Below are 21,497 nucleotides of genomic sequence, written 5' to 3'. Positions count from 1 at the left end.
TCGGGTAATGAGCTTTGTGTCGGGTGAGCAGGATGCCTTATCCTGTTTCCAGCCACGCTGCGTTTGCAGCGCTCCAACTCGGGATGGAACCTATGCGCCTCTTCGACTCTCCCTCTGCTTCTCACCGCTCTACCGCTGAAACCGGCGCTCTGCGCCGCCGCTGGTCGGCCCTGCTGCTATCCGGGTTGGCCGGTTTGCTGTTGGCCGGTTGTGGCCCCGACAAGCCTGTCGCCAATGGGCCGACTACAAAGCCTGCCGCGCAGCAGGAAACGGGTGCCCCAAGCGCCGTGGTGCAGGCCAATGCCCGCCAATATCGCGATGCGCCGGCGCTGGCGCTGGTCTTCTCCGGCCCCTTGGCGCCGAAGGCAAACTGGCAGAGCTGGCTCGGGGTCAATGAGGGGGGCAAGCAGGTGCAGGGGGAGTGGATCCTCGCCGACGATGGTCGCACCCTCTATTTCCCGAACGTTCAGCCCGATAAAAGCTATGAGGTGAGCCTCAAGGCGGGGCTGGGCCCATCCCCCGAGAGCTGGACCCTCAAGACCCGGCCGCTGGAGGCGGGAGCCTCCTTTACCGCCAGTGGCATGGTATTGCCGCTGCGCCAAGAGCTGCGCCTGCCCATCAGCGCGGTCAATGTGGATGAGGTCAATATCGACTTCTTTCGGGTCGATGCAGAATACCTGCCCCGTTTCCTGGCCGAGTATCGTCCCGGTTCCGGCATGGGCAACTGGGAGCTTGAACAGATCACCAAGCGGGCCAAGCGGGTGTTCAGCGGCCGCTATGCGCTGGAGCTTGATGCCAACCGGCGCGAGACCCGCCTTATCAATGTGAAGGAGCCGCAGCTGGCGGAGGCTGGCGTCTACTTTGCGGTGATGTCGCCCCTTGGCAACTACGACTGGCGCAAGGAGACCACCTATTTTGCGGTGAGCGACATGGGGCTCAGTGCCCGCCGTTACCGCGATCAGCTGGAGGTGTTCGTGAGCTCCCTGGCCAGCGCCGACCCGCTCAAGGATGTGCAGCTCTCCCTGCTCGACGAGAAGGGCAACCGGCTGCAGGTGCAAACCACTGATCCGCAGGGCCATCGTCGCTTCGATCAAGTGCAGGGGGCTCGCCTGCTGCTGGCCGAACAGGGCAACCATCTGGCGGTGCTGCGCCTCGATGGGGCTGCGCTCGATCTCTCCACCTTCGATCTCGGCACCCAGCCCTGGCAGGCCCAGCAGTTGTATCTCTTTAGCGGGCGCGACCTTTATCGCCCCGGCGAGCGGCTCGACAGCGAGATCCTGCTCAAGGGCCAAGATGGCCAGCTGTTGCCGGGCATGGCGGTGGACCTGGAGGTGAAGCAGCCGGACGGTCAATTGCTCGAACAGAAACGGCTGCTACCTGATAGCCTTGGCGCCGCCCACTACGGCCTGCGTTTGCCGGACGATGCGCCGCTCGGGCGCTGGACCATCAACCTCAAGACCGCCGCTGGTAGTCGCTTCGAGTGGCCCTTTTTGGTGGAGGAGTTTTTGCCGGAGCGGCTCAAACTGCAGCTCGGCAAGGGGCCGGATGGTGAAGTAACCGATCTGGACGCCGCCCTGACTATGCCACTGCAGGGGGACTATCTCTACGGTGCGCCTGCGAGCGCCACCAAGGCGAAGGCGGAGGTAAAGATCAGCCGCGCCACCATGCCCTTTACCCAGTGGCAGGAGTTCACTCTGGGTGACGTGCTGCTTGCCGAGCAGGCCAAGGATCTCGAGCCTCTCAATCTCACCCTCGATGCGCAGGGGCAGGGGACTTTTTCGCTTGCTGATGAGCTCGATGGGGTGCGCGGTCTCGGGCCGTTGGAGGTGGCCTATCGGGTGTCGCTCTCCGAGCCCGGTGGCCGCGCCGTCAATCGCAGCCGCACCCAGTATGGCTGGCCCGCGGGCAGCCAGTGGCCGGCACTCAAGGCTGATTTCGTGGCGGATCGGGTGGAAGGGGGCAAGCAGCTCCCCTTCCAGATCCTCAACCTCGATGAGCAAGGTCAACCGGTGGCGGGGGCGGTGAAGGTGCGCCTTATCAACGAGTACCGCGACTACTACTGGCACTACGCCGATGGCGAGGGGTGGAAGTACGAGTTCAACAGCCAGCCTTATCTGGAGCAGGAGCAGACCCTGCAGCTGGATGGCAAGGGGCCGACCCCCCTAAGCTTGCAACTCGCCGCGGGCTGGTATCGATTGGAGGTGGAGAACAGTCAGGGCCATCAATCGAGCCTGCGGGTGGAGATCGGCAGTTACGCCTGGGGCGGCGGTGGCGAGCAGGCGCGGCCCGACAAGATTGCCATCACCCTCGACAAGCGCGCCTATCAGGCGGGCGACAAGGCCAAAGTGACGCTGGTGGCCCCGCGCCCCGGCAAGGGGTTGTTGCTGGTGGAAGATGGCGACGGCCTGCGCTGGTGGCAGCGTATCGAGCTCAAAGGGGCCGGTGGCGATGCCAAGGATGCCCGCGGCGAGTTCGATATCCCGGTCAGTCCCGAGTGGCAGCGCCATGACCTGCATATCTCGGCCCAGATCGCCGCGCCAGACAGCGCCTCCAAACCGGCTGGCAAGCAGCAGGGGCAGAGCCTGCGCTCGGTCGGGCTGGTGCCCCTCACCCTGGATCGGGAAGCGCGCCGACTGTCGCTCACCCTGAGCTCGCCTGATAAAGCGGTGCCGCTCACCCGGCTGGAAGTGACCGCCACCTCCATCCCCAATAGCCAAGGCCGCGTGGTGCTGGCGGCGGTGGATCGGGGCGTGCTCAATATCAGCGATTATCAACCCCTCGACCCGTTCGAGATCTTCTTTGGCCGCAAGCGCTTCTCCCAAGATTTGTTCGACAACTACGGCCAGGTGATCCCGCCGCAGGATGGCAAGCTGGCCCGCCTCAACTATGGGGGCGATCGGGCGCCGCTGAAAAAGGGCGGCGCGCTGGAGAGCCGGGTCGAGATAGCCGCCCTCTGGAGCGGCGAGGTGAGTTTTGACCAGCAGGGCAAGGCGGTGATCCCGCTCGATCTGCCCAACTTCAACGGCGAGTTGGCGCTGATGGCGCTGGCTTGGAACGAACAGCAAGTCGGGGAGGCCGAGCGCGCCGTCAAGGTAGTAGCGCCCTTGGTGGCCGAAATTGGCTGGCCGCGCTTTGGCGCCAGAGGGGATGAGACCCGGGCGCTGGTGCAGCTGCGCAACATGAGCGGCGAGGATCAGACCCTCTCCCTTGCCTGGACCCTCAATGGTGGGCTGAAAGCAAACGGTGAGCTGCCCGGCACTCTTATCCTTAAAAACGGCGAGGAGCAGTGGTTGACCCTGCCGCTCACCGTGACCGGGGCAAGCGGCGTGGCAAGCCTGCAGTTGGCGGCCAGCGGCAAGGATTTTGCCATCAGCCGCGACTGGACTTTGCCGCTGCGCTCCCCCTGGCCGGCCGAGACTCGCCAGCGCTACCAGATGCTGGCCTCCGGTCAGCAGATGAGCTTTGCGCCAGCTGAGCTGGCCGGGCTGGATCGTGCCAACCTGCAGGGGCTGCTCAGCCTCTCCGGCACTCCCCCCTGGGATCCGGCAGCCCAGTGGCAGGCGCTGGCCGATTACCCCTATGCCTGTCTGGAGCAGACCTTGTCCCGTGCCTGGCCTTACTTGCTGACCACGGCCGATGAGCGGGCCGCCTGGAGCAAACCCGCAGAGGGCAAGAAAGCGGCGAGTGAGGCGGATGTGCAACGCGCCCTGCTACAACGGCTGCAGCGGTTGCAACTGCCAAGCGGCGGCTTTGGCCTGTGGGATGGTCGCTCCGACGAGGAGCAATGGCTCACCGCCTATGCCGCCGACTACCTGCTGGCGCGCAAGGAGGCAGGCGATGCAGTGCCGGAGGCGATGCTCAATCAGGCTTTGAACCGGCTGCAAAGCTATCTCACCGACAGTCAGTATGGTGAGCGCTGGAGCAGTGCCCCCGAGCACAGCCGGTTGGCCTATCAGGCCTACAGCGCCTATGTGCTGGCCCGGGTGGGCAAGGCGCCGCTCGCTACCTTGCGCCTTATCTGGGAGCAGCAGGCCGATCACGCCCGCTCAGGTTTGCCGCTCTTGCACCTCTCGCTGGCGCTCTCGGCCCTGGGGGATGAGCAGAACGCCGCCAAGGCCCTCAGCCGGGCATTGGCGACCGAGCGCGGGGATGACTATCTGGGTGATTACGGCTCACCGCTGCGCGATGAAGCCCTTGAGCTCTCCTTGCTGCGTCAGCACAAGCTGGCTGCGGAACGCTGGCCTGATCTCAGCGCCAAGGTGGCCGACACCCTGGCCCACCGTCAGTGGCTCAGCACCCAAGAGCGGCTCGCCTTGTTGCGACTCGCCCGCTTCGATCCTGCCGTCGACTGGCAGGCCAGGGTAACTTCCTCTCTTGGCAATGAATCCCTGAACGGTTCGGCCCCGTTGCAACTGGGTGCCCCCGAGGCACTGGCCGCGAGTACCGTTACCAACGAGAGCAAGGGATCCCTCTATGTGCAGCGCACCCTGATCGGCTACCCCGAACAGGCGCCAGCACGGATTAGCAAAGGGATGAGTGTGACCCGCAGCTGGTTCAACAGCGACGGTCAGCGTTTTGACCCGGCCAAAGTGAAGGTGGGCGATCTGGTGGTGGTACGGCTCAATGTCAGCAGCGAATCGGCGGTGCCCGATGCCCTGCTGGTGGAGATGGTGCCCGCTGGCTTTGAGCTGGAGAACCCGGCCCTTGGCAACAGCATCAAGCTCGAAGAGCTCTCCATCGAGGGGAAACCGGCGTGGCAGAGTGAGTGGAACGACTATCTCAAGCATCAGGAGTTTCGCGATGACCGCTACACGGCAGCGCTGGATCTGAGCGAGGGGAGCAACCAGCAACTGGTCTACCTGATGCGGGCGGTGACGCCGGGTCGCTATCAGGTGCCGCCGACCCAGGTGGAGGATATGTACCGGCCCGAGCTGCGAGCCGTGGGTGAGGATATCCACGAGGTGCGTATCTCTGAGTAACAAACCCTCCCTTGAGCGGGTTCGCCTGCTCACTTTTTGGCAGCGTGGTTGGCTGAGCCTGGGTCGCAGTGGCCGCGCAGGCTGGCGCTGGCTTGGCGGTCTGCCGCGCTGGCTGCGCTTTTCGGTGCTGGGAGTTGTAGTACTGCTCCTGTCATTGCTGGCGCTGGATCGGATTTTCCCGCCGCCGCCACTCGACCCCGCCTATGCGCGGGTGGTGCTCGACATGAAAGGGCGGCCACTGCGCGCCTTTGCCGATACCAGCGGCGTGTGGCGCTACCCCGTGACCCTGGAGCAGGTCTCCCCCCGCTATATCGAGGCGCTGCTGGGCTACGAGGATCGCTACTTCTGGCGTCATCCCGGGGTCAATCCGGTGGCCATGGTGCGCGGTGTCTGGCAGTGGCTGCGTTACGGGCGCGCCGTGTCGGGCGGCTCGACTCTTACCATGCAGGTGGCCCGCCTCATCGAGCCCTACCACCGGAGCGTGCCCGGCAAGCTGCGTCAGATGGCTCGTGCGCTGCAACTGGAGTGGCACTACGACAAGCGCACCTTGCTCACCGTCTACCTCAACCGGGCGCCGTTTGGCGGCAACCTGGAGGGGGTGCAGGCGGCAAGTTTTGCCTATCTCGGCAAGAGCGCCGCCAAGCTGACCTATGCCGAGGCGGCGCTGTTGGCGGTGCTGCCACAGGCTCCCAGCCGCAACCGGCCGGACCGTCATCCCGAGCGGGCCCGCGCCGCCCGTGACAAGGTAATGCAGCGGCTGGTGGCTCAGGGTGTCTGGCCCGAGCCGGTGTGGTTGGAGGGACGTATCGAGCCGGTGCTGGCCCGCGGTCACTTCACGCCGATGGAGGCGCCGCTCTTTGCCCGTCTCGCCGCCGACCATCAGACCGGGGCGCTGGTGCACACCACCATTGATGGCGATCTGCAGCGCTGGTTGGAGGGGCGGGTGGCAAGCTATATCCGCCGCTTCCCCGAGCAGACCTCAGCGGCGTTGCTCCTGGTCGACAACAAAACCATGGCGGTGCGCGCCTATGTGGGCAGCGCCGAGTATGGCAATCTGCGCCGCCACGGTTACCTCGACATGGTGCAGGCGATCCGCTCTCCTGGCTCTACGCTGAAGCCCTTCATCTACGGTCTGGCGATGGACGAGGGGTTGGTGCACTCGGCCTCCCTGCTCTCCGATGCGCCAAGGCTGGGCTCGGACTATCGCCCCGCCAATTTCTCCGGTGCCTTTCAGGGGCCGGTAACCCTGACCCAGGCGCTGCAGCAATCCCTCAACGTGCCGGCGGTGCAGGTGCTGGAGGCGCTCGTGCCCGACAAGCTGGTCAGCCGCCTCGACAACGCTGGGGTGCGGCTGGCGCTCTCCGACAAACCCAATCCGGCCATTGCGCTGGGGGCGGCGGGCATTCGACTCGAGCAGCTGGTGGCCCTCTACAGCGCACTGACCCGGCAGGGGCAGGTGGCAATGCCGGTCTGGCTGGCGGGGCAGCAGGCGGTGTCACGCCCCTTGCTGAGCCAGGGAGCGGCCTGGATCATCTGGCAGATATTGAGCGCGCAGGGACGGGCGGACCAACCCTTTGCCAGCGAGGCGACCGGCCGGGTCAACAGGCTGGCCTGGAAGACCGGTACCAGCTACGGCTATCGCGACAGCTGGGCGATGGGGGTCTCCGGTCGCTGGACCATCGGCGTCTGGCTGGGGCGCCCCGACGGTACCCCTATGCCCGGTTTTTACGGCCAGAGCGCGGCGGTGCCGCTGCTGCTTTCGGTCTACTCGCGACTGGCTGACAACAGCCCTCTGCCGGCACAGCCCAACACGGTGAGCGAGGCCGAGATTTGCTGGCCGCTGGGGCGCAAGGCGAACGCGACCCTGCCTGAAGCCTGTTTGCAGCGCCAGAGCGCCTGGTTGCTGGAAGGGCGCGATCCTCCCACCTTGCCGGATCCCATGGACTGGCCCTCGCCGCTGCGGCAAGTTGCACTCACTGCCGAAGGCAAGCCGACGTTGCCCCGTTGCCCCGATGCGGCACAATCCGGTTTTCGGGCACTCTGGCCGTTGTCGTTGGAGCCTTGGCGGTCCCCCGGCGAGCGGCGGCAGTCGCTGCTCGCCAGCAGTTGCGCAGGGGAGGGGCAGAGCGCCGAGCTGCAGGCCCCCATTCGCATCGTGGCGCTGGGGGAGGGCAACCTTATCCGCAGCCAGCGCTATCGGTTGCAGCCCAAGGTGCTGGGCGGTGTCGGCAAGTCGGCTTGGTTTCTCAACGGCCAGCGACTGCGCTGGGACGGGGATCAGGTGCTGAGTGTGGCGGGTCGTTATCAGCTGGTGGTGGTGGATGAAGCGGGCAACAGCGATCGTATCGAGTTTCGCGTGGTGCATCCTGACAGTGATGCCGGCACCATCACCCGTTGATCGTTTTGCCGACAGCCATTGAGGTGAATGTAATTAACTATTTGAAATGCATCAATATTTGATTGGATGAATTAATTTGTGAATAATTACGAGTTCATTCAAATCCAATCGGGAGTTCTCTTTTGCTGCGTGTTCTGTGTCCCTTGCTGGTGCTGATGAGTTCGGGTTGTGCCACAACCAATCATGGTGATCACCATGTTTCTCCTGAACGTACCGGGTTCTATTCACCTTTCGAACCAGCTTCCGAGAGTTTTGCGCGTTGCTATCAGAAACAGTTTGCCTGTACCCCTTCCAATATCCGCCGTGACAGGGCGATGGAGGCGCGCAGGAAGGCGCAAGAGCGGGCCAATCATCGTGGTGATGATTGGTAGGCCGCAGATAACGAGAGGGGTTGGCAAATGCCAACCCCTTTTTCATTCCGCCCATTCAGCCCGGTTGGCGCAGATGGCCGAGCCGGGTGAAGAAGTGCTGGCTCTTGCGCTGGTGAAAGTGGCTCTTCTTGATGGGATGGAAGATGAGGTTGCTTTCGGGGTGGCTCGCCTTTAACTGGTGGAGCATGGCTACGGCGGGCAGGCTGGTGCTGACCAGGGTGGTGAGTGGCATGCTGAGGGTCTCGGGCCCGAGCAGTTGATTGAGCCCTTGCTGAGCCTGCTCAAAGCGGGTCTGGGCCGCCGGGTCGGCATAGCCGCTACCCAGCATGGCGAGCAGGTTGTCGATGGCCAGATGAAATTCGGCCAGCTGTTGGCGAAAGCCGCTGCGCCCGCGCAGGGCAATCAGCTCTGCAAACGGAATGTCGGCCAGGTGAGTGGGCACTTGCAACGGGATCTCGAGGTGGAAGCAATCCTGACCACCGCGATTGTGGTAGCGGGATTCGAGCAGATGGAGCAGGCGGTCGAGATAGTCGTGATCGGTAATAAGCGCCCCGTCATTGGCGAGTGCCCACTCACGGGCGAGACGCATGGAGAGCAGGTTGGCAAAGCGCCGCGCCATTCTGATCCCCCCTTCATCCCGGGTCGCAAAGCCGTGAGTAAGGCAAAAGCCGTGCAGCCGCTCCAGCCCCGCCTGATCCGGGCAGAAGCAGTCGTGGTTGGCCTCCTGACGCCAGCGACCAATCAGCTCCTTGTTGCCAAACACCTTGTGGCGGACGAAATCGGGGGCCACAAGGCCGCTTATCTGGCTCTCCAGTTGCGGGGTAATGGCGGCAAAGAAGGCGGCATCGGGCCGCTCGGCCAGCAGATCGGTCTGCTGTTGAAGGGTATCGAGCAGGGCGGTGAGACCGCTCTTTTCGCTGACGGTGAAGACAAAGGCAAGCCGCTCCAGATAGAGCAAGGCAAATTTGAGCCAGAGCTCGTCGCGTACCTCCATGCCGGGGTAGTAGATATAGGTCTTCATCGGATCAGTCTGTTGTCAAAAATCTGGCGAGGCGCAGGGTCGGGAATATACGCAAGATTGGCGCTGCACGGCAAACACTGCGTGGGGGAATGTGAGCAAACGCTCATCCAGTAGGCGCTGGCCACAAAGTTCTGATATAATTCGCGCCCTTAAATCAAGGTCACCCGAGTCATTACCATGAAGTTCATTATCAAGCTGTTCCCGGAAATCACCATCAAGAGCAAGTCGGTTCGCCAGCGCTTTATCAAGATCCTGCAGGGCAATATCCGCAATGTCCTGCGCCGCTTCGACGACGATGCCCGCGTACGGATGGATTGGGACAAGCTGATCGTGAGCTCCCGCAATGACCAGTTCCGCGAGCAGGCTATCGAAGCTTTGGCCTGTATTCCCGGCATTCAGGCTTTCCTCGAAGTGCAGGCCAGCAAGTTCACCGATCTCCACGACATCTTCGAGCAGGTGAAAGCCGTGTGGGGTGACCAGCTCAAGGGCAAAACCTTCTGCGTGCGCGCCAAGCGCCACGGCAAGCATGAGTTCTCCTCCCTCGAGGTTGAGCGCTATGTGGGCGGTGGATTGAATCAGCACTGCGAAAGCAACGGCGTGCGCCTCAAGAACCCGGATGTGAAGATCAACCTCGAGATCGACGGCGAAGAGCTCTTCATCGTCAGCGCCATCCATCAGGGCCTGAGCGGCATGCCCATCGCTACCCAGGAAGATGTGCTGAGCCTCATCTCCGGCGGTTTTGACTCCGGTGTGGCCTCCTTCCAGTTCATCAAGCGCGGCTGCCGGGTGCACTACTGCTTCTTCAATCTGGGCGGTGCCGCTCACGAGATTGGCGTCAAGCAGGTGGCCTATCACCTGTGGAACCGCTTCGGCTCTTCCCATCGTGTGCGTTTCACCGCGGTGGACTTCGAGCCGGTGGTGGCCGAGATCCTCGAGAAGATCGACAACGGCCAGATGGGCGTGGTGCTCAAGCGGATGATGATGCGTGCTGCTGCCAAAGTGGCCGATGAATTCCAGATCCCGGCGCTGGTGACCGGCGAGTGTGTGGGTCAGGTCTCCAGCCAGACCCTCACCAACCTGAACGTGATCGACCGGGTCACCGACAAGGTGATCCTGCGCCCGCTCATCACTTGGGACAAGCCGGATATCATCAGCGAAGCCCGCCGCATCGGCACCCTGGAGTTCGCCGAAACCATGCCGGAGTACTGTGGCGTCATCTCCAAAAAGCCGACCGTGAAGGCCGAGCTCTCCCGCATTGAAGAGGAAGAGGCCAATTTTGACTTCTCCATTCTGGACAAGGTGGTGGCCGAGGCCCGTTACCTCGATATCCGTCGTATCGGTGAAGAGACTGCCGCTGAAGTGCAAGAGGTGGAAACCACCCAGGTGCTGGGCGCTGACGAGGTGATCCTGGATATCCGCTCTGCCGACGAACACGACGAGAAGCCGCTGGTGGTGGAAGGTCGTGAAGTACTGCATATCCCCTTCTTCAAGCTGGCCACCGCCTTTGGCGATCTGCCCAAAGAGAAGACCTACCTGCTCTACTGCGATCGCGGTGTGATGAGCAAGCTGCAGGCGCTCTATCTGAAAGAGAAGGGCTTTGACAACGTCAAGGTGTACCGCCCGTAAGCGTGTTTTTACCTTCAATAAAAAAATCCGGCCAATGTGCCGGATTTTTTTATTTCACAGAGTGAGCCCTGACTATCAGGGACAGGGAACCGGAGTGAAGGAGTCTTGCCCCTGACAACGCCAGCCCATTTCCGCCTCCCGCATCTGCCACAGGTTGTTGCTGCGATAGAGGGTCAGGATGTAGATCATGTCGCTCTTGCTGCCGTCGAGGGCGACCGAGAGCACCAGATCATTGTCCAGCTGCTGGGCATGGATGCGGCTGGGTGTGTCACCATGACCGACGAATCGCAGAGCTACCTCACGGTAGTCATTAACCCAGTTTTGCTGTTGATGGCTTGCCTGGCGTATCTGCTGGTTGAACTGCTGCACCGGCGCCGAGGCCAGTCGTCCAAATACCACTTGTGCTTCGGCGTGGGCTGCCGTCACGTTCGCCAGGAGGAGGGTGGTAAGCATACCGATTTTGCGCATGAGAAGTTCCGGCTAACAACGACTGCTTCTATGACAACAGAAAAGCCTATTTGGTTCAACGCGCGGCCCACAGCGACATGATGACGCTGTGGGCCTGCTCTCAATTGCGTTGCAGCGAGAAGGTGGGCAGCGACAGATGCCAGTAGATAGCAGCTACTCGCAGGCCAAACACGGCCGTCATGCAGATGAGCATGGCCGTTACCCTGTCCATGTTCGCCTCCAGCGCCAGGGTATAGAGAATGCCGCCGAGGATACAGGCGGTGGCATAGATCTCTTTTTGCAGCACCATGGGCACCTCCCGCGCCAGTACATCGCGGATCATGCCACCGGCTACCCCGGTCATGGTACCCATGATCACGGCAATCAGCCCCGGGGTGCCGAAGTTGAGGGCCTTCTGGGCACCGATCACGGTAAAGAGGGCCAGTCCGAAGGCATCCGCCACCGGCAGCACATACCAAGGCATTCTGCGGGGCAGTTTGACCATCCACATACCGATCAACGCCGTCGCAATAACGACCCAGATATAGAGGGGATCGCGCACCCAGAACACGGGGGTGGCTCCCAGGATCATGTCACGGATGGTGCCGCCGCCGATGGCAGTGACCGCCGCCAAAACCATGACGCCAAACCCGTCCATCCTGAGTCGGCCAGCCACCAATACCCCTGAAAACGCGAATACCGCAGTACCAAACATGTCGCTGATGTAAACAATCTGCTCAACCAGTGTCTGCATGGAGAACAACTCACGCCAAATTGTTGATGGGGCCGCGATTTTAGGGGCTGGTGAGCCCAATCGCCAACAGTGCTCGACAAAATTGAGAGTCGGGACGGATTTTTTCTCGCGGCATGAACCGGGTGAGGCTCGTGCGTGCCTGTAGCCGTTGGCGGGGCGTTGTTTCCCAAATCAACCATCAAGCCACACCTGCCCCAGCCCCAAGTGACCGCTACACTCGGGGCTTTCTGACAGGTAGGCCAAGGGTATTCAGTTTGTTTAGGCGCTTACATACGCCATGACTTCTCCCACTTGGCCGTTGTAGTTACGCAGACGGATTTTCCCCGCCAGCAATTGCTTGAACCGATACATTGCCGTCTCTGCCAGCGAGCGACGGTGATAGCCCGACATCTTCTTCCAGTGCGCCAGCCCTACTTTGCGCATCACTAGCACCGCCTCATTTCTCGGATGTCCCTTTTCCCATAACCCCGCGCTTTTGCGAGGCGGGACACAGGCTGTCGCCCCTTTGCGCGAGATAAGTTGATGGCTGGCTTTGCTGTCATAGGCGCCATCCGCATAAGCACGTCCCAGCTTGCGCCGCAGTGGGTTGAGCAAGGTCGGCAACATCTCGGCATCATAGACATTTTCCAGCGAGACTTCCGCCGCCACGATATCGTGAGTGACCGGGTCCACAGCCAGATGCAACTTGCGCCAGACTCGCTGTTTTTCGGCGCCGTGCTTTCTGACTTTCCACTCGCCCTCCCCAAATACCTTGAGGCCAGTCGAGTCGATAACCAGGTCGGTGATACGCCCCTTACTAGGCTGCCGATAGGCAACTGTCACCGTGCGGACGCGCTTGCTGACACAACTGTAATAGGGGTCACAAAGCGGTACGTTCATCAACTCGAACAGGGAGTCGAGTAGTCCCTGAGTGGCCCGTAAAGTGAGGTTGAAAATCCCCTTGAGCATCAGGAAGGTGGCGATGGTCTGGTCAGTGTAAAGCTGGCTGTGACCCCGGTGCCCATGATGGTCGTCGTGAAACTGTAGTGGTCAACTAAATCCGGACACTTGGTTAGGCCGATCCTCGGCTTTTGCTGGCGGTATCCCGTCATTGTATTGATGTGGACGTCGCCAGTTGTAGTGATCCATCAGGTAATAACTGATATCCCGCTTTGCTTCCCGCAGGCTCATATATCCCCTTGCCTGGAGCCACTCTGACTTCAGGCTTCTGAACAACCGTTCCATCGGGGCGTTATCCCAGCAGTTGCCACGCCGACTCATACTCTGGGTCATGCGATAGCGCCACAGTCGTTGCCGAAATGCCCGGCTGCCATATTGGCTGCCCTGGTCAGAGTGAAACAGCACGCCTGACGGACAACCCCGCTGCTGATACGCCATCTCAAGTGCTTTGATGGCCAGCTCGGCATCTGGTTTATCTGACATCGCCCACCCCACAACCCGCCGGGTATGCAGGTCAAGCACCGCTGCCAGGTAATGCCAACGACCACCTGCCCAGACGTAGGTGATATCGCCACACCACACCTGATTGGGTTGTTGGACATCAAATTCGCGGGCCAGCAGATTGGGAATGTCCGGTCGTTCAGACCGTGCCACCTTATAGCGGTGTGCGCCCGGCTGTTTGGATGCCAGGCCGGCTTCCTTCATCAGGTTACGTACTTTGAATCGACCAATCTGATACCCCAACTCTCGCATCATCGACATCAAGGCGCGGCTGCCAGCCGAATCCCTGCTCTCTTTGAACAAACGGCGCAACTCAGAGCGCTGTTGCATGCGCTCACGGTTAATCGTCCGCCAGCGAGCCAGATAATCGTAAAAACAGGAGGTGGGAACATCGAAGGCGCAGCAGACCAGAGTGATGGGGGTGCTCCCTTAATCGGTCTATCAGCGCGAACGTGTGAACTCGTCCGTCATCAAGAGAGCAGTAGCCTTTTTTAGAATGTCCTTCTCACGTTCGAGCCGGTTGATGCGGGCTTCCAGTTCCTGAATTTTTTGCTGCTCCAGAGTCAGTGCTTTGCTGATTGGGGTAGTGCCACTGCGTTCGGATTGCAGTTGCCGAACCCAGCGGCGAAGTATGGTTTCACCGATATCCAGTGAACGACTGGCTTCGGGGACAGAATATCCCTGATCGAGCACCAGGGATGCGGCTTCGAGTTTGAATTCGGCAGTAAATGAGCGACGTAATCTTGTCATTGAACACCTCAGGTCATGGTGGCGACTGTACCACCTAAAATGGTGTCCGGGATGATTAGACCACTACACCAGTTACTCATGGCCTCGGCATCAACCCAGAAGGTGAGTGAACCACGGTTAATCAATGATTTGTTGTATTGAGGCCAGTTGGTGATGGGTTGAAGCTGCGTGCCCATGATGCAGATTTGAAGAGGATGGTGGTGATCAGATCACCGAGTCCTCAGTTAGTTCCATTCAAGCTGCATCTATTTGGGAAACAACGTCCGTTGGCGGGCTTCAGAAGGTTGAGTCTGTCACTGGTTTAGGCCCCATTTTTTCCTTAAGTTTTCCCTTGACCCGCCGATATATAAGGTAAGCGGCGTTAATGCGATGAAGCGTTGAAAAAAATGCTAAAGACATCCAAAAACGAGCCGTTAAATAAGATGCATCGGGCATAGAAAATAATAAAGCCAGAGCAAATAGAAGAGTAAATTTAATAGCTTAGGAGAATAGTCATGGGCCTTTATATCAACACTAACGTTTCATCACTCAACGCTCAGCGTAACTTGATGAATACGACCAAATCACTGGATACTTCCTACACTCGACTGGCATCTGGTTTGCGTATCAACAGCGCCAAAGATGATGCCGCGGGTCTGCAAATTTCCAACCGTTTGACCTCTCAGATCAACGGTTTGGATCAGGGTAACCGTAACGCCAATGACGGTATTTCTGTAGCGCAAACAGCTGAAGGTGCAATGGAGGAAGTGACCTCTATGCTGCAGCGTATGCGTACACTGGCTCAGCAATCAGCCAACGGTTCTAACAACTCAGATGACCGTACCGCCTTGCAACAAGAGTACACCCAGTTAATTACAGAAATTAACCGCGTAGCTAAAGATACCACATTCGGCGGACAGAATCTGCTCAATGGTGGCTATGTGGGCTCCTTTCAAGTCGGAGCAGATGCCGGGCAAACAATTACATTCAGAATGACATCGGCTTTTACTATTAAAGGAATGGCTTCGGCTACGAAGGGGAATGCTACAGTCGCGACTACTACAACAGGTGAACCTTACACTGTGACTAAAAGCAACACTGGTAATGTCTCAACAACAAGCATCAGCACTATTACCACAGCCAAAGATGCTCAAACGGCTATGGCAAACTTGGATTACATGATTAAAGTTGTGGACAGTAAACGTGCTGAGCTGGGTGCAGTGCAAAACCGCTTCGATTCGACCATTCGCAATCAGGCGAACGTATCTGAGAACGTTAGTGCTGCTCGCTCACGGATCCGTGATGCTGACTTTGCGACTGAAACCGCCAACCTGACCAAGCAGAACATTCTGCAGCAAGCAGCATCGACCATTCTGTCTCAGGCAAATCAGCGCCCGCAGTCTGCACTGTCACTTCTGCAAGGCTAACAAAAGAAAACAGGGCGGTTGTTCAGGCCGCCCTGATCAAGAGATGGAACAAAGGGGTGTTCGGGTCGCACTCTGTTCTATCGGGAGAGATATAAATCTCTACTAGTAATGCCAAGTGTTGTCCAGTTGTTCAGTTCTGTCACGCTTGGTCATATTCTCCTGAGCATATGCTCATCTTTAGGCCGGTTTACCGGCCTCTTTTTATTGTGCCGCCAAATTGACGTCACTCTCTCAGTATCTAGCAGGAACCGTGCCAACATACTTATTCCTGTAAACAGGGTCATCATCAGTAGTGAGTTGTATGGTGATGCTGCTCAATTCATATTCAGCTGCCGCTTCCCGGAGAAAACTTGCCGCTTTAGGCAACAATTTTCCTAAAGCTTGCCTCTGTGCTGCCGTTAAATAAAGTGAAGCAATCGAGGGGTGTTCGGAATCCAACGTTTGCACTACTGCGGGTGACCTGTTCGTTCAAACAGACACCCGCCTGAAGAGACAGGCATGTTCAACCTGCTCTTCAAACGGTGGGCCGTCGTTTTGTTTGGACGACGCAACCTGCAGTTGCATGTTCTTCGGGAGAATTTTTTATGGCTATGTACATTAACACCAACGTTTCATCACTGAACGCCCAGCGTAATTTGATGAATACCAACAAGTCGCTGGATACCTCCTATACCAGGTTGGCATCCGGCCTTCGTATCAACACTGCCAAAGACGATGCGGCCGGCTTGCAGATCGCCAACCGTTTGACTTCACAGGTTAACGGTTTAGATCAAGGTAACCGTAACGCTAACGATGGTATTTCTGTGGCACAAACTGCAGAAGGTGCGATGGATGAAGTGACCTCCATGTTGCAACGGATGCGCACTTTGGCTCAGCAATCAGCGAACGGTTCCAACAACTCGGATGATCGTGTGGCTTTGCAGCAGGAATATGACCAACTGACGACAGAGATAAATCGTATCTCTGGCGATACCACTTTTGGTGGTCAAAAGCTGCTTGATGGTACTTATAAGGGCTCCTTCCAAGTCGGTGCAGATGCAGGGCAAACAATTACCTTCAAGATGACATCTGCTTTTACGATCAAGGGTATTGCATCTGCGACAAAAGGGAGTGCAACAGTAACTACCACCACCACAGGTGAACCTTATACGATTGGCAAAGCAACTACAGCGGTTACTACAACTAGTGTCAGCAGTATCAAAACCGCTAAAGATGCCCAGACAGCCATGGCCAACCTTGATTTCATGATAAAGGCCGTGGATAGCAAACGGGCAGAGCTGGGTGCGGTGCAGAACCGGTTTGACTCGACCATTCGAAACCAGTCCAACGTGTCCGAGAACCTGAGTGCTGCACGTTCGCGTATCCGTGATGCGGACTTCGCGACAGAAACCGCCAACCTGACCAAGCAGAACATCCTGCAGCAGGCTGCTTCAAGTATCCTGGCGCAAGCCAACCAAAGACCCCAATCTGCTCTGTCCCTGTTGGGTTAACGGGCAGTGATGAGATAGAAAAGGAGCGACGATATGGCCAATGACATTGGAATTCCCTCATCGGTCACTCCTTCTTCTCTTCAGTCAAGTAGCAAGAGCGGCCAATCGGCCGCTCAAGTGCTATCTGGCATGGCGGAAGAGCAGCGGGTGATGACACAGGATGTGGAAAAGCAACAAGCGGAGCGAGCCAAAGAGAAGGTTCGCAAATCCGATGTCTCAGATAAGGACATTGAAAAAGAGGTACAAAACTTGCAGGAGTTCAGCAAGTTGCAGGGATGGACCGTCAACTTCAGCGTCGAAAAGGATCTTGAGCAAGTTGTTATCAAGGTGATGGACGCCAATACCAAGTCAATGATCCGTCAGATCCCAAGTGAAGAGTTGCTGTCTATCAGCAAACGGCTCAAGGATCTGCGTGAAGGTGATGTAATAGGTGGTGGCTCAAGAGTCGGATTATTGCTTGATAAAGAGATTTAATACGTAAGTTTTACGAGGAGAGTGAGAATGGCCACTATTACGTCTGCTGGTGCGGGTTCACAGCTGGATCTGGAGTCTGTTATTGCTGCGAGCGTCAATGCCAAGAAGGCACAACTGATGCAGCCCATAACCACCAAAAAGACCAATGCCCAGATCACTCTCTCAGGGGTTGGACAGTTGAAATCGGCTATCGCCTCTTTTGTGACGACACTCCAGGCCATGTCCAAGGATGATGCGTTTAATAAACGCGCCATAAACATCACCCAAGACAAAGATAATCCGGTGCTCAAGGTGGAGAGCAAAACGGGTTCCTCTAACGGGCAATACGATATAACTGTCGAAAAATTGGCGAAGGCCAGCAAATTTGAAGGTAGTTTTGACTCTTCGACTACTCCAATGATCACTCAAGATGGAACCTTGACCTTTAAGGCTGGTGATAAGACCTTTGATGTGGATGTGAAGGCGGGGGATTCGCTACAGTCCATTCGTAAACGCATCAATAATAATGGTAATAATTTTGGTCTTAATGTCAACATCATGAACACATCTGATGGTAAATCTAAACTTGTGATTGACTCTGGGGTTAGCGGGAGTGGCAAGGATCTGGTGATCACCGGAAGTACCACTGAGTTGGCAGATAACTTCACTTCTAAATTGTCAAAAACTCAATCCGCGCAAGATGCTCAAATCAAGGTAGATGGAAACACGCTGACCAGTGCTACCAACACATTTGATGGCACCATAGTTGGCCTCAAACTGACAGTTTTGAGGGAGTCTGATAGTACGAGTACGACTGCAAGCGATGGTTCTGTGACCAAGACTTACAAGTCCAACAAAGTTGACGTGACCACCGACAAAGCTGGCATCAAGGACATGGTCAAGAGCTTTGTCGACGGCTATAACGCGCTGGTGAAGAAAAGCAATGAGCTTGGCAAGCGCAACTCTATCGTGGCAGGGAAAAGCCAGAATGATGGTGGTGCTCTGGCGGGCGATGCAACGACGCGTGCCGTGGTCAATATGATGAATGGCATCATCACCGAGCCTTCGCAAAAGTCCTCTACTTACTCAACGATTTTCCAGATGGGTATAAAGATGGATAACAAGGGGGTATTGTCTATCGACGATACCAAGTTCAACGAAGCTATCGACAAGAATTTCGATCAGGTAGTGGCGGTTTTTGGCGGCAAGGATGGGGTTGCAGGTCAGCTGGCCAGCCAGCTGGAAACCTACTCCAAGACCGGTGGTTTGCTGGCGAAAAGGGAAGACTCTTTGAATTCCGATCTGCGCGAAGTGAGCCGGAAGGAGACCGATGTTGCCACTCAACTGACCAAGTATCAAGAGACCTTGCGGGCCCGGTACGGAAGCCTGGATGCCATGTTGGCCAAGATGAACAAGTCGGCTTCATATTTGAATTTGCTGAATACCCAAAATAGTTAATTTGAATTTATGAGTGGTGTCTCATATGTATCGTAAAAATATAAAAGCCTATACCACCCAGAATCTGCAATCCGAATTGGCAGTAGCTGATCCTTACCGTGTGATTCAACTTTTGATGCAAGGGGGCCTGGAGCGTCTGGCTCAGGCTCGCGGTGCCATCGAACGTCGAGATTTTGAGCAAAAATCCCAATCTATCTCCAAAGCCATGGCTATCATCAACGGGCTTCAAGATTCGCTTGATCTCTCTTATGGTAAGGTTCCCGAAGATCTTTTTGCCCTTTATGACTATATGAAGTTTCGGATGATGGATGCTAGCCGTGATATGGATATTACAGCTATCGATGAGGTGATGAATCTGATGCTGACCGTGAAAAGCGGTTGGGATGCCATTCCTGTCGAGGAGCGTGACAAGGCCTTGGCTCAACAAAAGATGGGCCGAGTCGAATGAGTAATAACCGTTTGCCAGAATTAATCGCAGCAGGTCAAGAGTTACTGACCTTGTTCGAACAGGAGGATGTGCAAACGGCTGAACAGTTGATCGAACATTATCTCATTCTCCTTGATGCTGTTTTCCAGCATATCCAGCCACATGTAGTTATTGATATGGAGCACCAGCAAGCATTGGTGCAGTTTCAAACCTTACATGAGCGGATAGAACATGCAAAGAATCAGACAGAAACAGCTTTGTGGAAACTTTCAAAAGCAGGTCGAGCATCTGATATGTACAAGCTGAACGCGGGTTAGTACTACATGGATATTCATAAAAAAATTACAGATATAGAAAATGAGTTGGCCCGACTCGCGCAGCAAAAGCAGCAAGAAACTGCAATGCAGGAGGTACTTCCGCTGCGCTATGAACTCAACATGGCTGCGTTTGCCAAGTACATGCCCGCCATTCATGACTTTTTCAAGGAGTACCAGCCTGCCAGGCCTTTTCGCTTCTTCTGTAATGAAAACGGCGTTCCCAATATTCTGTGGCTCGACGAGGGTATCTCGCTTTATGGGGATGATCCATTTAGTGAGGTTCAGTCGCAGATTGCCGAGGTCATTGAACACAGCGTCTTGCAGTGCATCGATTTTGTGCCCCAGTGGTATAGCGATGGCCAAATCCATATCAAATACAACAATGAAATCTCCAAATTAAAAGAGAACTCAGCTCTGGAAGGGTTGCGTCTAAACGCAGCATTACATACCGATATTCCTCTGGCTCTGATGTATGGCATTGGCTTGGGCTACCAGCTCGGTTGTTTATATGAACAGTGCAAGATCAAGAATCTGTTTGCTTTCGAACCTGATCTTGACATGTTTTATGCCTCGCTCTTCTGCTTTGACTGGCATCAGTTGCTCGCCTACATGGAGGAGGAGTCGATCACTCTTCACCTCTTTATCGGTGTTGACGAGCAATTACTGGTCGCTGACATGATGGAAGCCTTGCATCGCAAGGGGGCATTCTGGTCGGCGAGCTATTTCTCGTTCTGTCATTACCACTCGCCGAAGCTGCACGCCTTGATCACACAGGTGGAAAACGAGTTTTATCTGCTCAAGACAGGATGGGGATTCTTTGATGACAACATCTATGCGCTTGCCCATAGCCACACCCATCTGCAAGATGGCACACCCTTCCTGAAACGGTGGCGTGATACCCGTGCCTTCGAGCAGGTGCCGGTCTTCGTGATCGGTAATGGCCCTTCGCTGGATCAGAGCATCAAGTTCATCCGGCAGCATCAGCAGCAGGCCATCATCATTGCCTGCGGTACAGCGGTGAGCGCGCTTTACAAAGCTGGCGTAAAACCGGATATCTATGTTGCAGTGGAGCGCACCAAAAGTTCAGCAGATTTTCTTAGCATCCTCAACGCCGATGACTTTCTCAAGGATACGGTGTTCCTGAGCGTTGATGTCATCCATCCTGAATGCAAGCGCTTCTTTCGCAAAACAGGATTGGCATTCAAGCCCAACGAGCCAATGTTCTCCATGCTGATTAGCGCATTTGGTCAGGCATTCGAGTACGATACTATCGAATTTTCCAACCCGTTCGTCGGTAATACCGGCCTCAATTATGCGGCCTTGCTTGGCTTCAAGCAGGTATATCTGTTTGGCATAGACAATGGCTATAAAACAGCCGGACAGCATCACTCCAGCCTGAGTCTCTATTACAACGACAAGCAAGAGGCGAAATACGAGGAAAATTTAAAGGATACTTTCCCGGCACCGGGTAACTTTGGCGACGAAGTGCGTATCAACCATCTATTTGGGCTAGCCATTCATAATATGGCCAGTGTATTGCGTGATTATCCCGAGATGCAGTGCGTCAACAGTAGTGACGGCGCTTATATAGAAGGGGCAATCCCTCGTCGTGTTGAATCGTTGCAACCTGAATGGCCGGTACTCGACAAAATCCCGCTCATGGATGAAGTGATGGCCACTTGTTTCCAGTCCTTTGACATGAGCAGCGTTGATTTCGCTGCCGCATTGCAGGTGCCGCTGTTCGTTGAGCTGGTGGACAAGTTCCGTGATGACTGGCGCCAGGTAGCCTGTGAGCACAACGCGGTGCTGGCCATGATGCAACGCCATCACGACTATCTGCTTTATCTGTTGATGAGCCGCGAATCCCATCTCTATCGGGTATTGATCGGTTCAATAAACTATTTCTACGCCAATATCATCAGCCTGATGATGGCACAGATGACTGCAGCCCCCGAGGTGCTGGCGGGCAAGCTAAAAGAGGCGCAGGCAATTCTGGAGTTATTCTTCGAGGATAGCAAAGTGATGTATGCCGATGCGTTCGATGGCCATGATACCACCTACTTTACCGGCCTGGATGTGTTCAAGCGCTAGTCCTTGAATCGGATGGGGATGACACTGTTCATCTCCATTCCCTAACAGTATGATATAGAAGTATTTAAT

13 protein-coding genes and 3 pseudogenes are annotated in these 21,497 nt (G+C 56.7%); 10 read left to right on the top strand and 6 right to left on the bottom strand.

All coding sequences use genetic code 11. The annotated features are described in order from the left end of the window. The first annotated feature begins 92 nt into the window (after positions 1-92). Positions 93-4,979, top strand: a complete 4,887-nt coding sequence (locus ACTG2T_RS01470; protein ID WP_330125163.1) for an alpha-2-macroglobulin family protein — start codon at positions 93-95, stop codon at positions 4,977-4,979. Continuing rightward, positions 4,945-7,377, top strand: a complete 2,433-nt coding sequence (pbpC, locus tag ACTG2T_RS01465; RefSeq protein WP_330125162.1) for a penicillin-binding protein 1C — start codon at positions 4,945-4,947, stop codon at positions 7,375-7,377. The genes ACTG2T_RS01470 and pbpC overlap by 35 nt, the downstream gene beginning before the upstream one ends. Before the next feature lie 426 nt (positions 7,378-7,803). Here pbpC and ACTG2T_RS01460 read toward each other — a convergent pair whose 3' ends face one another. After that, positions 7,804-8,769 carry a hypothetical protein gene (locus ACTG2T_RS01460; RefSeq protein ID WP_330125161.1) on the bottom strand — a complete coding sequence of 322 codons (966 nt, stop codon included), beginning with the start codon at positions 8,767-8,769 and terminating at the stop codon, positions 7,804-7,806. 177 nt (positions 8,770-8,946) lie between these two features. On the opposite strand from ACTG2T_RS01460, the gene thiI reads away from it, so the two are divergent. Then, positions 8,947-10,395 carry a tRNA uracil 4-sulfurtransferase ThiI gene (gene thiI / locus ACTG2T_RS01455; protein WP_206875270.1) on the top strand — a complete coding sequence of 483 codons (1,449 nt, stop codon included), beginning with the start codon at positions 8,947-8,949 and terminating at the stop codon, positions 10,393-10,395. Positions 10,396-10,470: 75 nt separating this feature from the next. Here the strand turns inward: thiI and ACTG2T_RS01450 are convergent, their stop codons facing one another. The 5 genes and pseudogenes from ACTG2T_RS01450 to ACTG2T_RS01430 all read right to left on the bottom strand — a co-directional run. Beyond that, positions 10,471-10,863: a hypothetical protein gene (locus ACTG2T_RS01450; RefSeq protein WP_005333978.1), complete on the bottom strand. Its 393-nt coding sequence runs from the start codon at positions 10,861-10,863 to the stop codon at positions 10,471-10,473. A gap of 100 nt (positions 10,864-10,963) precedes the next feature. After that, complete coding sequence (locus tag ACTG2T_RS01445) at positions 10,964-11,596, bottom strand: trimeric intracellular cation channel family protein (protein ID WP_005333975.1); 633 nt, start codon at positions 11,594-11,596, stop codon at positions 10,964-10,966. Positions 11,597-11,807: 211 nt separating this feature from the next. Then, positions 11,808-12,616: pseudogene (locus tag ACTG2T_RS01440) on the bottom strand (IS5 family transposase); the annotation flags it as partial. A gap of 9 nt (positions 12,617-12,625) precedes the next feature. Continuing rightward, positions 12,626-13,786 (bottom strand): annotated as a pseudogene (locus tag ACTG2T_RS01435) (IS3 family transposase). Positions 13,787-13,854: 68 nt separating this feature from the next. Then, a pseudogene (locus tag ACTG2T_RS01430) lies at positions 13,855-13,962 on the bottom strand (IS5/IS1182 family transposase); the annotation flags it as partial. Positions 13,963-14,280: 318 nt separating this feature from the next. Here ACTG2T_RS01430 and flaA point away from each other — a divergent pair. From flaA to ACTG2T_RS01395, 7 genes are all read left to right on the top strand, one after another. Further along, positions 14,281-15,192 (top strand): flagellin A, encoded by a 912-nt coding sequence (flaA, locus tag ACTG2T_RS01425; RefSeq protein ID WP_127007629.1) that lies wholly within the window; start codon positions 14,281-14,283, stop codon positions 15,190-15,192. Between the two features lie 584 nt (positions 15,193-15,776). Beyond that, positions 15,777-16,682: a flagellin B gene (gene flaB / locus ACTG2T_RS01420; RefSeq protein ID WP_127007627.1), complete on the top strand. Its 906-nt coding sequence runs from the start codon at positions 15,777-15,779 to the stop codon at positions 16,680-16,682. 33 nt (positions 16,683-16,715) lie between these two features. Next, on the top strand, positions 16,716-17,156 hold the full coding sequence (locus ACTG2T_RS01415) for a flagellar protein FlaG (RefSeq protein ID WP_330124509.1): 441 nt from the start codon (positions 16,716-16,718) through the stop codon (positions 17,154-17,156). A 27-nt stretch (positions 17,157-17,183) separates the two neighbouring features. Further along, positions 17,184-18,593, top strand: coding sequence for a flagellar filament capping protein FliD (gene fliD / locus ACTG2T_RS01410; RefSeq protein WP_330124508.1), 1,410 nt, complete (start codon positions 17,184-17,186; stop codon positions 18,591-18,593). A 25-nt stretch (positions 18,594-18,618) separates the two neighbouring features. Then, positions 18,619-19,041, top strand: a complete 423-nt coding sequence (gene fliS / locus ACTG2T_RS01405; protein WP_127007621.1) for a flagellar export chaperone FliS — start codon at positions 18,619-18,621, stop codon at positions 19,039-19,041. Further along, on the top strand, positions 19,038-19,337 hold the full coding sequence (locus tag ACTG2T_RS01400; RefSeq protein WP_127007619.1) for a hypothetical protein: 300 nt from the start codon (positions 19,038-19,040) through the stop codon (positions 19,335-19,337). Before fliS ends, ACTG2T_RS01400 begins: the two co-directional genes overlap by 4 nt. 6 nt (positions 19,338-19,343) lie before the next feature. Then, positions 19,344-21,428: a motility associated factor glycosyltransferase family protein gene (locus ACTG2T_RS01395; protein WP_185900104.1), complete on the top strand. Its 2,085-nt coding sequence runs from the start codon at positions 19,344-19,346 to the stop codon at positions 21,426-21,428. Positions 21,429-21,497 lie beyond the last annotated feature (69 nt).

The sequence above is a fragment of the Aeromonas sp. 75A genome, assembly GCF_051919425.1.
In the GTDB taxonomy this organism is placed as follows: Bacteria; Pseudomonadota; Gammaproteobacteria; order Enterobacterales; family Aeromonadaceae; genus Aeromonas; species Aeromonas veronii.
The sequence above is the reverse complement of the archived record's forward strand: the minus strand, read 5'-3'. Positions and strand labels throughout refer to the sequence as shown.